Origin of the sequence: Luteimonas aestuarii, from assembly GCF_004357985.1 — a bacterium.
Lineage (GTDB): Bacteria > Pseudomonadota > Gammaproteobacteria > Xanthomonadales > Xanthomonadaceae > Luteimonas > Luteimonas aestuarii.
This window is the reverse complement of sequence record NZ_SMTF01000016.1, coordinates 1-13,503: the sequence shown is the minus strand read 5'-3', so window position 1 is coordinate 13,503 and position 13,503 is coordinate 1. Positions and strand designations below refer to the sequence as shown.

Sequence of the window (13,503 nt, the reverse complement as noted above, 5' to 3'; positions counted from 1 at the left end):
TTCGCATTCGCGGGCCGGCGTTCACGTGCTCCCCGGCCCTTGCGCCACCGGCATCGCAACCGGCGCCACTGCGCCGCTTGCGCAACCGCTCGCGCAGGGGTTCGCGTTCGGCAGGGAAGCAGATGGGGGCAGGTTGGATCGTCGTCCCTGCGGCGATCATGGCGGTGGTCGTGGGCGGCCTGGCCTGGTCGTCCTGGCGGCAAGGCGGGTTCGCCGGCCTGATCGCCAATGCCGAAGGCCTCGTTGCGGGCTTCGGCAGCCTGGGCATGATGCCGGGCGCAATCGCGCTGCTGCGTTCGAACTGACGCGGGGGGAATGCGGGCACTCCACGCCCTCAATTCCAGTCCCCGGCCATCCGCATTGTGTCGAGACCCCCCGCTTACCGGGCGCCGGCCTCCGGTGCCGTCTTGGCCAGACCGGCGATCCATGCCGACAACGCAGACTCATCGGCGAAGTCACCCGTCCAGGCATGCGTGGGCCGGTACGGCTCGTTGTGGCCGCGACTGCGTCCGCGATAGACCTTCATCGGGATCGACGCGGTCGCCAGGCCGCTGGGAAGCGGCTGCTGGCGGATATCCATGTACACGGTATCGGCCGAGGTTTCGCCACCGACGTGGATGGCACCGAGGGGCAGCCACAGGTCCAGCGCATCCAGGCACGCCGAGGCGCAGCCGGCGTCGGCCAGCACGTACACCGGTACGCCAGTGCCGAGCGCACGCGGACGCGCGTCGACCTGCGCGGCAGCTTTCTCGGCATCGACCGGATGCCGCCAGAGTTCGTCGCCGCGCGCGAGCGCTTCGGACATGCCGCGATCGATCACCTCCACCCAATGCAGCAGTTCGGCATCCGGGTCCGGCTGCGCGCGCAGCATGCCGCCGAACTCGCGGATTGCCTCGAGGTTGGCCGCATCCACGCGCCAGTCGACCCGGCTTTCGGTCGGCGGCAGCGCAGCGAGCGCGGCATCGCCCCACAACCGGCGCGCGATCTCGCGGCTCCAGTGCGAGGAGCCGCCGCCGTTGCCGCGCAGGTCGAGTACGACCTGCCGCGCATCCCCCACTCGCGCCGTGTCGTCGAGTGCGCGCAGCAGCGTATTCAGCGCGTCGGCATCGGCATCGGCATCGAAGCTTGCGGCTGCAATCCACAGCTGGCCGGCGGTTGGCGTGCGCACGCCCGTGGTGGTGCCGTGCAGCGCACGGGTGGCGGCGAAGTGGGTCGACAGCGTCTCGTTATCCAGCGTGCGCCAGGTCAATGCGACATCCTTCTCGCGCCCGGCGTACGCGAAGCGGCAATGCGAGGGCGGTGGCGCCCAGGGATCGCCGGCATCCAGGAACAGGCGGCCGCCATGGCTGACCCGCTGCGCCTCGAGATGCCAGCGGCCGCGGACGCGTCCGATGCGATCCGCCGCCAGGGCTTCGGCGGCGATGCCGTCGCAGGCCACCAGGCGCGCGCCCACCGGCGGCAGGTCCGGCGCATCCAGCCGCGTGGCAACCACATGCGCCGTGCCCGACCAGCGCGTCAGGAAGCCGGGCCAGCGCGTGGGCAGCTCCGGCGCGCCGTCGTTGGTCGAGAGCTGGACATGGCCATCGTCGAAACCGGCCTGGAACTCGCGCATCGCCCACCAGTAACCGGCGAAGTCGGTCACGCCGTCCGCGCGCGCCAGGGCACGGGCAAGGCCGGCATCGAGGTGCGCGGCGAACTGCGGATTCGCGGGATCCACCGGGCCGGGGTGGCTGGCCTGCACCGCGGCGTGGAACGCGGTGGCGTCATCGCGCAAGTGGTCGGGCCAGTCAGGTGCGGCAATCGCCGCCAGCGGCAGCAAAGTAGCGGCGCCGAATGCGGTGGCGAGCAAGCGGATGCGGTGCATGTCGGAACTCCGGGCGGTGAACGCAGATTCCACCCCGGAGATCATGCCCGCGCACGTGGCGGGAGTCATGGCCTGCGGAATGGGCACACTCCGAGCATAAGACGGGACGGAGCGAATGAGATCCGCTTGATGACCTCCGTCCCCTTTACTCCGCAGCAACCTCCACCCGCAGCTGGTCGAGTTTCGCGCCGGCCCGCTGCCGGGCGTCGTCGCCGAACACCAGCCGCGCGGGCACATCCTCCTGCGACGCCAGTGCCACGATCCGCGCAGCCAGGCGCTGCGGATCGCCCGGCTGGTTACCATTGGCGCCGTCCACGAACGCGCGGTACTGCGCGACGGCCTCTGCGTAGTCCGGGATGTCGATCGTGCCGAAACGAGCCGAGGTCTGGTCCATGAAGTCGGTGCGCAGCATGCCCGGCTCGACCAGCAGCGAGCGCACGCCCAGCGGTGCGAGCTCCTGCGAAAAGCCCTCCATCCAACCTTCAACCGCGAACTTCGACGCCGAATAGACCGCGCCACCGGCGTTGGACACGAGACCGCTGACCGACGAAATGGTCACGATGAGGCCGGAGCGGCGTTGGCGCATGTATGGCACGACCGCGCGCGCGACGTTCATCGTGCCGAACAGATTGACCTCGAACTGACGCCGCACCGCGGCGTCGGCGATCGTCTCGAAGAAGCCCAGCTCGGCATAGCCGGCATTGTTCACCAACACATCGATCGCACCCAGCCGCGCGACGGTCTCGGCGGCAACCGCATGCGCGGCATCGGCATCGGTGATGTCGAGCGCGAGGGTGTGCAGGCGATCGTGACCGCCTTCCAAGGCATTCCGCACCGCATCGGCGGACCGCGCTGTTGCCATCACGGTGTCGCCAGCATCCACTGCCGCACGGGCGATCTCACGCCCAAGCCCCCGGCTCGCACCGGTCACCAGCCATCTCCTGCCCATCGCGTTCTCCACGTTGCTTCCACGAATGTGGGAAATTGTCATGGTCACGGGTCGGCACAACCACGCCATGCGTCATAGGCCCCAGTAGCCAGGATCATCAGTGCGTCCGGACCAACTCGGCGATCTCGCCGTCTTCGCCGCCATCGCCGCCGACGGCAGCTTCACGCGCGCCGCAAAGCGGCTCGGCGTCACCCAATCGGCGTTGAGCCAGACCATGAAGCGGCTTGAAGGCCAGCTCGGCTTCGCCCTGCTCACGCGCACGACGCGCAGCGTCGCGCCGACCGCTGCCGGCGAGCGGCTGCTCGCGACGCTATCACCGGCACTCGTCGGCCTGGACGACACGATCCTGGCGCTGTCGCATGCGCGAGGCACCGCCATCGGCAGCCTTCGCATCACCAGCGGCAAGCACGCCGCAGACACGGTGCCGTGGCCGATGCCGCCGTCTTTCCTGCGGCGCTACCCCGGCATCGAGGTGGAGGTGTGCGTGGATAACGCGATGACCGACATCGTGGCAGGCCGGTACGACGCCGGCATCTCGGTGAACGATTGGAACAGGACATGATCGCCCTCCCCGTCGGCCCGCGGCTTCGCGTTGCGGTCGTGGCCGCGCCGGACTACCTGCGCGAACATCCGGCGCCGATGGCACCGGCTGGCCTCACCAGGCATCGCTGCATCGCCTACCGCCTACCACGACGCGCAGGGCGAGCTGTCGCCGTGGTCGTTCGAGCGCAACGGCCGGGCCCTGACCGTCAAACCCGGCCGCGGGCCGGTGTTCAACGACGGCGACTTGCTGGTGGCGGCAGCGGTCAGTGGCCTCGGCATCCTCTACATCCTGGAGGATCTGGTCGCAGCACCGGTGGCCGCCGGGCGTCTCGTCCGCATGCTGGAGGACTGGTGCGCGCCTTTCGCCGGCTATCACCTCCATTGCCCGGATCGGCAGGGCACGACCGCCCTGGAGTTGTTCAAGGACGCGCTTCGGGAACGTTCGGCTGCGTAGGAATGGGGCCAATGGGGGCACTCCACTCCGTCCTCTTCAATTTCCTTACCTCTTTGCGCGGCCTTGCGCGAACTCCGGGAAGGTGTCGTCGATCGACGCCTCGTCCGGCAGGATGTAGAACACCCCACCCCTCTCGAACGTCGGCTTGACCACCTGCTCATAGAACTCGTCAGACACGTTGATGCACCCGTGGGTGACGCGGTTGTCGTCTGGCGTAGGGGATGCCAGGCGCTCGTCGCGCCGCTCGGACGGGACGCCGCTCGCGGTGGGGTGCATGGAGACCGCGGAGTCGTAGTCCACCCACAGCACGCGTCCCGCATCGATCGACTCGCCGTAACCGCCGACGAAGCGACCGGCAGGCGTGGTGCGATCGCGACCCGGGATCTCGCGAAGCGCAAGGCCGGCGATGCCGGGCGCCGCATGGTCGCCGACCGCCGAGCCAAACAACCCGGGGGCCGCGCCGCGAAGCCGACCGTCGCCTCCGAACACCAGGATCTGCGCGGCGGCCTTGTCCATGACCGCGAACGGATAGCCATGGCTGTCGTTGGAAGCGATGACCCAGCCCGCCAGATCAGTCACCGTACTGGAGACTTCCTGGCCTGGCGGAAGCTGGTCGACCGCGACGACCGGTTGCGTGGCGGCATCCCTGGCGTTCGCGATGCCGACGCTGGCGAACAACAACGCCGGCAGGAGCGCTCCGTGGACGATCCGCATCGCAGGATGTGTGGATGTAGCGATGGGAGGACTCCTCGAAAAACGGTTCGAACATCGGGACCGGTGACCCGCAAGGGCCACCAGGTCCCGGCCTGGTCCGGTCAGATCAACCGCGCGGTACGCGACGCGGGGCCGATTCGATCTGCTGCACGCGGCCTTCCAGCGCATCCAGCCGTTGGTTGGCCTGCTGCGCGGACTGGTTGGCCGATTCCGCACTCTGGGCCGCACCCTGCACCCGCGTGTCGATCGAATCGAGGCGGGTGTTGATCCGTGCGAAGTCTTCGTCGTAGGTGGCGCAGCCACCAAGCGCCACTGCGGCGACGAGGGCCACGCCGATCAGGCTTGCCATCTTCCGATGCTGTTGGTCGAGCGACATTCCAGTTCTCCTGCTTCGGGGGAGTCGGAAATATAGCGGCGTTCCCCTCGCTGGCCCGATGTGCCTTCAGGCCGGATTGGACTACGTGGACGGCGCGTGAAGACACGCCTCCGCGGCATTCATGGGCAGATCCATACGCGGGGGCAGGTTCGTTTTTTCGACTGACGGCAAGTGAACCGGGCGCCGTTGTCCCTGCATCGTCCAGCGAAGATCGGTGGCAAGTGAACCCGGCCCCGTCTTCGCGTCGGGTGGGCAGTGGTTCGGGCATCTATTGTCCTCCCGGCAACGAAGCCACTCCCACCCCGCCCTTGCTGCCGTCCCCTCCACTCCGCCAACGCCACAGGCTCCTTCGATGGCGGGTTTTTGGGCCACGCGACACAGCTTTAGCCGCGTGGATCAGGCAAAGTGCCGCGGGGATTGATAGGCAGGTCGGGTTGTCACCGGACGCCATCTAGCGCGCCGGCATGCACAACTCGAGGGCACCAAGCCAATGAACATCCTGATCCTTGACGACGACCCCTTCATGCTCAAGCTGATGGGCCTGCAGCTCAAGGCGTTCGGCCTGCGGCACAGGGGGTTCATGGACACGGTGGCGTGCCAGCAGGCCAAGCAGGCCGTGGAGACGCTGGAGGCCGGGACGGACCTGATCGGATTGATCTTCTGCGACCTGCAGATGCCGGAGATGGACGGCATCGAGTTCATCCGCCACCTGGTCCGGCTGGACTATCGCGGTGGCCTGGTGCTGATGAGCGGCGAGGAAGAGCGCGTGCTGCAGGCGGCCGAACAGATGGCCCGCGCGCACGGCCTGCACGTGCTGGGTTCGCTGCAGAAGCCGGTGTATCCGGACGCGCTGCGGCAAGTCCTCGATGCCACCCTGCCCGAGGCGCCAAGGCAAGCCGAACCCAACGCATCGGCCTACACCCCTGACGAGCTGTTGCACGCGATCGCCGACGGCCAGCTGGTCAACCGCTACCAGCCCAAGGTGGACCTGCGCACCGGCGAAGTCGTGGGCATGGAGGCGCTGGTGCGCTGGCGCCATCCCGTCGATGGCCTGGTGGCCCCCGGCGCCTTCATCCCGATGGCCGAGGAGGCCGGCATCGTCGGCAAACTCGGGGACGTGGTGCTGTCCGCGGCGCTGCGGGACCTCGCGGCCTGGCGCGCCGCAGGGCATCGTCTGCACGTGGCGGTGAACATTTCACTGGCGTGCCTGGACACCCTCGACTACCCCGACACCCTGGCGCGGCAGCTGGCGGAGGCCGCCGTGCCCGCGAACCAGCTGATCCTTGAAATCACCGAGAGCCGCGTCCTGGAGAATCCCGCCGCGCAGCTCGACGTGCTGACCCGGCTGCGGCTGAAGCAGGTCGGATTGGCGATCGACGATTTCGGCACGGGTTATTCCAGCCTGGCCAACCTGCGCGACCTGCCGCTGGTGGAAATCAAGATCGATCGCGGTTTCGTCCACGGCGCCGCCGGCCACCCCGGCCTGCAGGCCATCCTGGGCACCAGCCTGGGACTGGCCCGCCAGTTGCGACTGGTGAGCGTGGCAGAAGGGGTCGAGGACCGCGCGGACCTGGATTTCCTGCGACAGGCCGGCTTCGACCTCGTACAGGGCTACCTGATCGCCCGGCCGATGCCCGCCGAAGAGGTGGAACCGTGGCTGCAGGCGTGGCCCACGCAGCGGACGGAGCTCTTCGCCTGAGCTGCAATCCGGTCGGCGTTCGCCCGGCGGATGGATGGCCCCGTCAATCACCCGCGCTCGCGCCAATCCACCCGTAGGGCGGGCTCAAGCCCGCCATCCCCGAACGTCCCAGCCGCCCAATCCATCGGGTAATGACCCATCGCGACCCACCGTCGGAATGACGAATGCAGCCAATCGCAGGCATGTGCGACATGCCCGTGCTTGACCGGATTGAAGTGGATGTAATCGACGTGATGACGCAAGTCGTCATCGTCCCGGATCACATGCTCCCAGAAGCGGCGTTGCCAGATGCCACGTTCACGGCGGGCCACCCGCCGCGCGGATCGACGTTCGCTGGCGGGCAGCCTGCGGCTGAAGCCGGATTTGATCTGCGCCCAGCGATTGGCATTGTCGGCATCGCCGTCCGGCAAACGCCACACGCAGTGCAAGTGATCCGGCAGCACCACGATGGCGATGATCTCGAACGGACGCGCCGCACGCGCGGCGCGGAAGGAATCTCGCAGCAGGTCGATGTGCTCCACCAACAAGCAGCGTTGCCGCTCAAGCAGGTCGACCGTGAAGAAGTACGTGCCACCGGGAACGCGGACGCGACGATAGTTCGGCATCCCCGGAACATGCCAGGCGCATGACCGCGCCGCCATGCGCTAACCACGCATTGCAGCGTCAGGAGACCCGCCGCGGAGACAACCCATGGTGGGCCGGGGCCCACCCTACGACCGATGGGTGCTCCGGCAGGCAGCCATGCGCGGCTCGCGTGGCACGCGTGGAAGGCGTAAGGCGGGTGTAAGACGTAGGGCGGGCGTAGGGCGGGCTCCAGCCCGCCTAACCCACCCCAAAGCCCCCCGCCACACCCCACCCGCCGCCATCCACTCCACCAGCGCCGCTTCACATGGCCGACGCGCCACGCAACGGTACGCTGCGCGTGGAATCGAAACGGAGTAACAACGCATGCTGCAGATCCAGTTGAACACCGACAACCACATCGATGGCACGGATGCACTGGAATCGCGCGTCACCGCAATGCTGGAGCAGTCGCTGGGCCGCTTCTCCTCGCGTATCAGCCGGATCGAGGTCTTCCTGTCGGACAGCAACTCCACCAAGGGCGGCGCGGACGACAAGCGCTGCGCGCTCGAGGCCCGGCTGGAGAACGACGACCCGCTCGGCGTCAGCCACGACGACGAGGACATGGAGAAGGCGATCCGCGGTGCTTGCAACAAGCTCAAGACGGTCCTCGACAGCCGCATCGAGAAGCAGCGCGGCTATTGAGCCGCCTCCGCGGCATTCGGCCTCGACCTGACGAATCGTGGGGAATGGCCCAGGGTGGCATGCCCCATCTTTTGTGGTGGGCCGGGGCCCACCCTACGAAGGCTGCATGCCGCATACGGCGCGCCTGGCGTGGCCCGCCCAGCGAACGTAGACGTAGGGCGTGCCCAAGCCCGCCTTACACGGGTTGATCGCCGCCGGTGCCGATCGGGCCCACGACGCGACGGCAGGGCATGTCCACGCCGGGATTGCCTGCGTCATCCATGCCGACGAAACCCAGCGGCGCATAGTGGACGCGTGGTCCGTGTGGCGCCCGCGCCAGCGGCTCGCCGTCGGCGTCGCGTTCCCAACAGGTCTCGCCGGTGGTCCGCATGGCCACGTGCCAGTAATCGCCCGTGCGGTATTCGCCGTCCAGGTCGAAACGCACCTGCACGCCGTCCTCCAGGTCGATCCAGTCCGCTGCCGATCCGGACGCAGCATCCAGCGGCACGGCGCCCCCGCTTAGCACCCGGCCCGTGCGCGCCTGCTGGTCCCAGCGCCGCACCTTGCTCGTTGCGCCTACCGCCCGTGGCGCATCCGACGCCAGCACGAGTTCGTCGCCCTCCACCCCTGCGAGCTGGCAAAAGCTGCCCGGGCGAAAGCACAGGTCATCGACTTCATCGCTCAGCTCCACCCACTGCCCTGCGGCGAAGCCCTCCGTGCGCGCCACGCGCAGGCGCCTGCCGCCTCCTGAAAGCCAGCGCGTGACCACGCTGCCGTTGTCGCGCGACCATTTGAATGTCGCCGCGCCAGCGCGGCCGGGGCGATGGATCTCGATCCGGTACAAGTGGTTCCCGAGGCCGCGATAACCCGCGGACGGGCCGATGACGCCGGGATCGTCCAACCCCGGCGGCGCCAGTCGCAGGGCCATCTTCGGTGCATCGCGATCGAACACGCGCAGCGGCGCCGCGCAGGCTTGGCCGGGCGTCGCGCGCAGTCGGGAAAGATCGGACTGCAATGCGTCGATCCACGCCTGCAGGCGGACGGCCTCCACCGCATCCCCGGCCTGCGCCCGAACGTTCCCGAGGGCCTCCAGGCGCGCTGCCAGCGACGCCTCCACCGCGGCCATGTCGAGTGCGCGCACCTGCCAGACCACCTGGCTGCGGCTGCAGGTGTCGGGGCCGGCCAGCGCAACCTCGTGCAGGTGCGGCATCTCCAGCGGGGTCACATGGCGTTCCCACACCTTGAGATAGATCCAGAAGCGCGCGCCGTCGCGGTCGGTCGAGGCCAGCCAGTGGCGGAGCGGATCTTCTTCGTCGTTCGTCCCGTCGCCCGGGGTGAAGTGCGGCTGGTCGAGATAGTCGCAGCCCTCGTTCTCGCACAGCACGCCATGCACGTAGTAGCGTCCCGCGCCGATGCGCAGCGCCAGCACGCCATCGGCGCTGGCCAACGAGAGCCCGAAACCTGGCGCCATCGCCGGCGCGGCGTACGACCCGAACAGGTCCAGCGCCATCGTGCGCAGCTGATGCAACAGGATGGCGCCCTGTTCATTGACGTCCGCATCCAGCATGACGCGGCCCTGCTGCTGAAGCACCTGGCTGAAACGGTTGCGGGGGTCGAAAGTCAGTCGCGAGAAGTCGCCTTTCATGCGGGATCCCTTGTCGGTCGGAAAGCACGCGCCGAGCACGGCATGGATTGGAAAAATGGGGTCAGGTTCATTTTCCTGCCGCACCGAGAGGCAGCGCGGATATCGAGCCCCACCCGCGGATCAGGGCCGCAGCCCGCTGCGGCATGCCAGCGCCTTCGCTCGATGGTCGAAGCGAAGACGCGGCGTTTGCCTCCGCCCGATCGGCGCATCGTCGAGCCAAGCGTCGCGGCAAGTGAACCCACCCCGCTCGTCCCACCGCATGGCGAACATATGGGGACGTTGGCGCAACGATATCGTCGGCGGTCACGTCATTCCAGCCATGACGACCCCACCGCAGTTCCGGTGAGCTGGGTGCGGCAAATCGGAACACTCCAGCCTGGCCCCGCTTTTCTCGAAGAATCCGGGGTCACGCCACTCCGTCCCGTGTGATCCCCTCCATCCCCTTTAGTCGGCGCGCAGGCGCATACTGCCCCGATCCACTGCATCCGCAGTAGAGCGCCGGTGGCGCGGGAGGATCCAATGACCAAGGGCCTGAACCAGAAGAAGGAACAGAAGAAGAAGCCGGCGAAGACCATGAAGGAGAAGCGGGCCGAGAAGCGCGAGAAGAATGCGCCGAAGGTATTCGCGCCGACCTAGCCGCGGTCGAGACGGGGCCGAACGGGGTCAGGTCACTTGTCGAGCTTTGGCGAACGACGTGGCCTCGCGAGGCAATCGCCCGGTTCTCGCCCGCCCCCTTTTCCACGTCATACCTCGCCACAGGTTGCCTCGATAGCGGACGCTCTTTCCTTCTCCGTCCCCCGCAGTGCTTCCGTGTTGGACAAGGCCTTGCGGAAGTTCACCCGCGCCAACTCCTTGTCACCGAACCAGGCCAGTTCTTCCGAGGCATGGAACCGTACAGAGCCCGGTGGTCGTGGATGCTCGCCGTCGGATATCGGAATGACCGCTCTTCGCAGCTCTCCAGCAAGAGCGTCAGGTAGAAAAGTGCCTGGCTTCACCTTGATCCAAGCAGGCAACGCGCCATAGGCCAGCGATCCAGAGCCATCACTATCGACTCTCAGGCGGCAGCCCCCGTGCGGCATGTCAAAGGTGACAATCGGAACAGGGATACTCTCGGCCTGGACTGGCCCCAGCAGAAGAAGAAGCACTAGCGACGCGTGAACTTTCATAAGCAGCCAAACTAGTGCTTCGGAGAGAAAGGGACAACTCGGAGGAAAATGAAGGAATCTGGAGAAATGGTGTCTGGAAGGAGAAATGGTGTCGGGGACAATTCCCGCGCGCTCGGACGGATCCGATCCCAGCGCCAGGTACTCGGGGTGCGGGACCAGCAGGGGATCCTTCCGGTATCCGCCGTTCCCCCATGGCTCGACCAGGGATAGTCGGCAGGCCTGGCCACCATCCAAGCGCGCACCGGATTGTGCTCGATGTAGCGGCTGCACGCCGGGAAGCACGGGTCCGAGTCGACAAGGCAGGCCTTGAACCGCCCTTCCCACAACGTGCCCCTACGACCAGGGCGCCCGTTGAACAGCCCGGTGTAGTTGCGCGCGAACGTATGCATCAGCCGCGACACCGCCCCGGCGCTGGCAGGCGTCAACAGCAGATGCACATGATTGCTCATCAACACATAGGCATGAAGCTGGCATGCTGCGGCACTGCTGCAAGGTCGAAACGCGGTTGACGGGCCATGGTCCAGCATCACCGAATCGCATCCTCGGCTGCATCAGCCTCGCGCCGGCGCCAGCGTAGGAGAATCCCCCAGGATTCTTGGGTAATTTTCCCTGACATCTTTTCTCTTTTCCTTTTTCACCGTACCTGCGCCTCATGCCACGCGATGCGTTCGGCCACGGCGGGACGGTCGCGGTAGTAGGCAGCGTTGTCCGCCAGTCGATGCCAGCGACCCGCGTCTTTCAGCAGCCGCAGCACGTGTTGCGTCGTTGCCAGCAGCAGTGCATCGGGAATATTCGCCCGGTCGCCAGCCAACGCGACATCCAGCAGTTCCAGCAGGCACTCCATCCGTGCCTCGCAAGCCTCGCGCTCGCGCGATGCGCATCCGGCGATCCGATCCAGGCTGCCACTGTCCAGGCGGGCAATGCCGGAATCTGCCAGCGTGCTGCTCGCGCCGCCCTGCAGGCGATCGATCAGGGTTTCGAGTGGGGTGGGCGCGTCGGCCAGACGATCGCCGACGGTTTTCAGTTGATCGAGGTGGGCCATCTTCGACATCTCCTTGTCGGCGACATATGCAGGACGCGCCAGCAGGAATCACCGCACCCTGCTGTCCGCCAGACAAGATCGTATCCGTTTTTCAGATATCCGGAAAGCCGATATAGGTTAGCTGCGGCCTCGCCGATGCGACCCGCATGCCCGCAAAGTCCATCCATCAAGCTGAGTACCAAGTCCTGCTTCAGCTGTTGCGGGACATGCGTACCAGTGCCGGCCTTACGCAGACCGAGCTCTCCCGAGCGCTCGGACGCGTCCAGTCCTATGTCAGTGACGTCGAACGCGGCGTGCGCCGCATGGACCTATTGCAACTACGCGCCTACTGCGCCGCTTGCGGGTTGGCCCTGCCGACATTCGTCAAGCGCTTCGAATCCGCCCTATCCTGATAGAGGCAGAGACAAGCGTCGGAAACTGTCCCTGACACCTTTTCTCCCCGTTAATACCATTTCAAAGAACTCCTTTTTTAATTTTTCATATCGGTAAAATTTTAATTTTCAATAATTTATTTTTCTACCAACATATCTGAAACGTTACCAAAATTTTGATTTTCAGTAATTTATTTTTCTACCAACAAATCTGATACATTACCAAATGTTTAAAACTCCCTCATTCGGAAAAATTGGGAATATTTCTTTTACTTGAACATTGTGGGAACCAAATTTACCTAACCAACCTATTATCACATTTCCTTTTAAATAAACATCAATAACATCTGTAAAAAAAGTTGGATAATTTTCTACAATACCTCTAAAATACATCTCTCGTAAAGTTTCTACAAAAATTGTACGTAAATATAGGTCAGTCTGAACTCCAATTTTAGAATTAAATGTTTCCTGTATTTTATTAAAATCAAATTTGTAGTTTGAAATATATTCTTTAATAATGACGTCTGTGGCCTTATTCCAAGCACTTCCATATTGATTTTTATGATTTAGTGAAAGAAAAAGTTGATTTCGACGTCCTGCTTCAATAAATAAATTATCTAATGTTACAAAACCTTTAACATCTCTTTTATATGCAAGTTTTTTTTCAACTTCGTCTATACTATTTGCAAACTCTGTTTTAAATTTTGTTTCAAAATCTGATGTTTTGCCACAGTTTCTTAACCAATCATTTTCAATCATTTTCTCAGCCATTATTTCCATTTCAGGTGTCAAAATGATTTTTTTTCCAAATAAATTATCTAAAAACCCCATATTTAAAAAAGCCCCATATTTAAATTTATTTAATGATGCGCTACTCTTCTAACATTAATATTATCTACTTTGTTCCATGGATATTTTCCATTTCTTAATTGTTCTCCTAAAGCACTATAGACACCTCTAATACTCGTAAGTCTCCCCATACCAGCATTTCTTAATGATTTATATAACTCTGTATTATACTTAAATACCGATGGCATTTTCCCTGCATTCCTAAATCTCTCATAGAAATCATCCATATGAAGATGGGCTAAGTAATGTTGCGTTGCTCTGGTAGCTGCATTGCCTCTAAGACCAATTACCTGTCCTAAGTTTCTATCAAAATTGAAAACTTCAGTTTGGTTTAAGTGATGTCTTTGAACTCCATTTCCTATTTGTAAGTATAGGAAGAATAAACGCCCTTTTCGGCCAGATCGCGATGTATCCCGTGCGATGTGTCCCCTCCTGTCTTCCGGCTCGGCCCGCCCTGTACCGTGGCTGTGTAATGACCCAGTGATTTCCTGCTCAGGTGTAACCTTTCCAAGGAGGCACAGATGAGCGCGGTAATGGAAGAAGAGATTAAGCGTTGGACGGCACGTCGGAAGTCGGCGTTGGTGCT

Annotated in this window: 16 protein-coding genes; 6 read left to right on the top strand and 10 right to left on the bottom strand. The window is 63.6% G+C overall.

The features are described 5' to 3' along the window. Positions 1–122 precede the first annotated feature (122 nt). The gene (locus tag E2F46_RS17505) at positions 123–305 is read left to right on the top strand and encodes a hypothetical protein (protein ID WP_165967490.1); all 183 of its coding nucleotides are present in this window, start codon (positions 123–125) and stop codon (positions 303–305) included. 74 nt (positions 306–379) lie between these two features. Here the strand turns inward: E2F46_RS17505 and E2F46_RS14755 are convergent, their stop codons facing one another. After that, positions 380–1,864: a S41 family peptidase gene (locus E2F46_RS14755; RefSeq protein WP_165967489.1), complete on the bottom strand. Its 1,485-nt coding sequence runs from the start codon at positions 1,862–1,864 to the stop codon at positions 380–382. A gap of 145 nt (positions 1,865–2,009) precedes the next feature. Further along, complete coding sequence (locus E2F46_RS14750) at positions 2,010–2,795, bottom strand: SDR family NAD(P)-dependent oxidoreductase (RefSeq protein WP_207949600.1); 786 nt, start codon at positions 2,793–2,795, stop codon at positions 2,010–2,012. Between the two features lie 118 nt (positions 2,796–2,913). Between E2F46_RS14750 and E2F46_RS17595 the strand changes: the two genes are divergently transcribed. Both E2F46_RS17595 and E2F46_RS17590 read left to right on the top strand, forming a co-directional pair. Continuing rightward, a complete protein-coding gene (locus E2F46_RS17595) occupies positions 2,914–3,375 on the top strand; it encodes a LysR family transcriptional regulator (protein ID WP_207949598.1) in 462 nt (153 codons plus the stop codon). A gap of 30 nt (positions 3,376–3,405) precedes the next feature. After that, on the top strand, positions 3,406–3,810 hold the full coding sequence (locus E2F46_RS17590) for a LysR substrate-binding domain-containing protein (RefSeq protein ID WP_207949597.1): 405 nt from the start codon (positions 3,406–3,408) through the stop codon (positions 3,808–3,810). Between the two features lie 45 nt (positions 3,811–3,855). Here the strand turns inward: E2F46_RS17590 and E2F46_RS14740 are convergent, their stop codons facing one another. Beyond that, positions 3,856–4,524, bottom strand: a complete 669-nt coding sequence (locus E2F46_RS14740) for a hypothetical protein (protein WP_133323346.1) — start codon at positions 4,522–4,524, stop codon at positions 3,856–3,858. Positions 4,525–4,630: 106 nt separating this feature from the next. Next, positions 4,631–4,900, bottom strand: a complete 270-nt coding sequence (locus E2F46_RS14735) for a hypothetical protein (RefSeq protein WP_133323345.1) — start codon at positions 4,898–4,900, stop codon at positions 4,631–4,633. 490 nt (positions 4,901–5,390) lie between these two features. Between E2F46_RS14735 and E2F46_RS14730 the strand changes: the two genes are divergently transcribed. After that, on the top strand, positions 5,391–6,599 hold the full coding sequence (locus E2F46_RS14730) for an EAL domain-containing response regulator (protein ID WP_133323344.1): 1,209 nt from the start codon (positions 5,391–5,393) through the stop codon (positions 6,597–6,599). 47 nt (positions 6,600–6,646) lie between these two features. Here the strand turns inward: E2F46_RS14730 and E2F46_RS14725 are convergent, their stop codons facing one another. Continuing rightward, on the bottom strand, positions 6,647–7,204 hold the full coding sequence (locus tag E2F46_RS14725) for an REP-associated tyrosine transposase (RefSeq protein WP_133323343.1): 558 nt from the start codon (positions 7,202–7,204) through the stop codon (positions 6,647–6,649). 343 nt (positions 7,205–7,547) lie between these two features. Here E2F46_RS14725 and E2F46_RS14720 point away from each other — a divergent pair, with 343 nt between their 5' ends. Beyond that, the gene (locus tag E2F46_RS14720) at positions 7,548–7,865 is read left to right on the top strand and encodes an HPF/RaiA family ribosome-associated protein (protein WP_207949596.1); all 318 of its coding nucleotides are present in this window, start codon (positions 7,548–7,550) and stop codon (positions 7,863–7,865) included. Between the two features lie 175 nt (positions 7,866–8,040). On the opposite strand, the gene E2F46_RS14715 is transcribed toward E2F46_RS14720, so the two are convergent. The 3 genes from E2F46_RS14715 to E2F46_RS14705 all read right to left on the bottom strand — a co-directional run bounded on the left by E2F46_RS14715 (position 8,041) and on the right by E2F46_RS14705 (position 11,697). After that, positions 8,041–9,489, bottom strand: a complete 1,449-nt coding sequence (locus E2F46_RS14715; protein ID WP_133323342.1) for a DUF6519 domain-containing protein — start codon at positions 9,487–9,489, stop codon at positions 8,041–8,043. A 1,177-nt stretch (positions 9,490–10,666) separates the two neighbouring features. Next, positions 10,667–11,104, bottom strand: a complete 438-nt coding sequence (locus E2F46_RS17730) for a transposase (protein ID WP_243720458.1) — start codon at positions 11,102–11,104, stop codon at positions 10,667–10,669. 185 nt (positions 11,105–11,289) lie between these two features. After that, positions 11,290–11,697: a hypothetical protein gene (locus E2F46_RS14705; RefSeq protein ID WP_133323341.1), complete on the bottom strand. Its 408-nt coding sequence runs from the start codon at positions 11,695–11,697 to the stop codon at positions 11,290–11,292. Positions 11,698–11,843: 146 nt separating this feature from the next. On the opposite strand from E2F46_RS14705, the gene E2F46_RS14700 reads away from it, so the two are divergent. Further along, a complete protein-coding gene (locus tag E2F46_RS14700; RefSeq protein ID WP_133323340.1) occupies positions 11,844–12,089 on the top strand; it encodes a helix-turn-helix domain-containing protein in 246 nt (81 codons plus the stop codon). Between the two features lie 198 nt (positions 12,090–12,287). On the opposite strand, the gene E2F46_RS14695 is transcribed toward E2F46_RS14700, so the two are convergent. Together E2F46_RS14695 and E2F46_RS17585 are read right to left on the bottom strand one after the other, a co-directional pair. After that, positions 12,288–12,899: a hypothetical protein gene (locus E2F46_RS14695; protein ID WP_133323339.1), complete on the bottom strand. Its 612-nt coding sequence runs from the start codon at positions 12,897–12,899 to the stop codon at positions 12,288–12,290. 29 nt (positions 12,900–12,928) lie between these two features. Then, the coding region (locus E2F46_RS17585) for a hypothetical protein (RefSeq protein ID WP_207949594.1) at positions 12,929–13,503 on the bottom strand (575 nt) is incomplete at its 5' end.

What these genes read in the sequence shown, in the direction of transcription:
- E2F46_RS14720 (WP_207949596.1), top strand. Translation starts at nt 7,548, where the DNA reads ATGCTGCAGATCCAGTTGAACACCGACAACCACATCGATGGCACGGAT.
- E2F46_RS14700 (WP_133323340.1), top strand. Translation starts at nt 11,844, where the DNA reads ATGCCCGCAAAGTCCATCCATCAAGCTGAGTACCAAGTCCTGCTTCAG.
- E2F46_RS17505 (WP_165967490.1), top strand. Translation starts at nt 123, where the DNA reads ATGGGGGCAGGTTGGATCGTCGTCCCTGCGGCGATCATGGCGGTGGTC.
- E2F46_RS14740 (WP_133323346.1), bottom strand. Translation starts at nt 4,524, where the DNA reads ATGCGGATCGTCCACGGAGCGCTCCTGCCGGCGTTGTTGTTCGCCAGC.
- E2F46_RS14695 (WP_133323339.1), bottom strand. Translation starts at nt 12,899, where the DNA reads ATGGGGTTTTTAGATAATTTATTTGGAAAAAAAATCATTTTGACACCT.
- E2F46_RS14725 (WP_133323343.1), bottom strand. Translation starts at nt 7,204, where the DNA reads ATGCCGAACTATCGTCGCGTCCGCGTTCCCGGTGGCACGTACTTCTTC.
- E2F46_RS17730 (WP_243720458.1), bottom strand. Translation starts at nt 11,104, where the DNA reads ATGAGCAATCATGTGCATCTGCTGTTGACGCCTGCCAGCGCCGGGGCG.
- E2F46_RS14730 (WP_133323344.1), top strand. Translation starts at nt 5,391, where the DNA reads ATGAACATCCTGATCCTTGACGACGACCCCTTCATGCTCAAGCTGATG.
- E2F46_RS14705 (WP_133323341.1), bottom strand. Translation starts at nt 11,697, where the DNA reads ATGGCCCACCTCGATCAACTGAAAACCGTCGGCGATCGTCTGGCCGAC.
- E2F46_RS14715 (WP_133323342.1), bottom strand. Translation starts at nt 9,489, where the DNA reads ATGAAAGGCGACTTCTCGCGACTGACTTTCGACCCCCGCAACCGTTTC.
- E2F46_RS14755 (WP_165967489.1), bottom strand. Translation starts at nt 1,864, where the DNA reads ATGCACCGCATCCGCTTGCTCGCCACCGCATTCGGCGCCGCTACTTTG.
- E2F46_RS14735 (WP_133323345.1), bottom strand. Translation starts at nt 4,900, where the DNA reads ATGTCGCTCGACCAACAGCATCGGAAGATGGCAAGCCTGATCGGCGTG.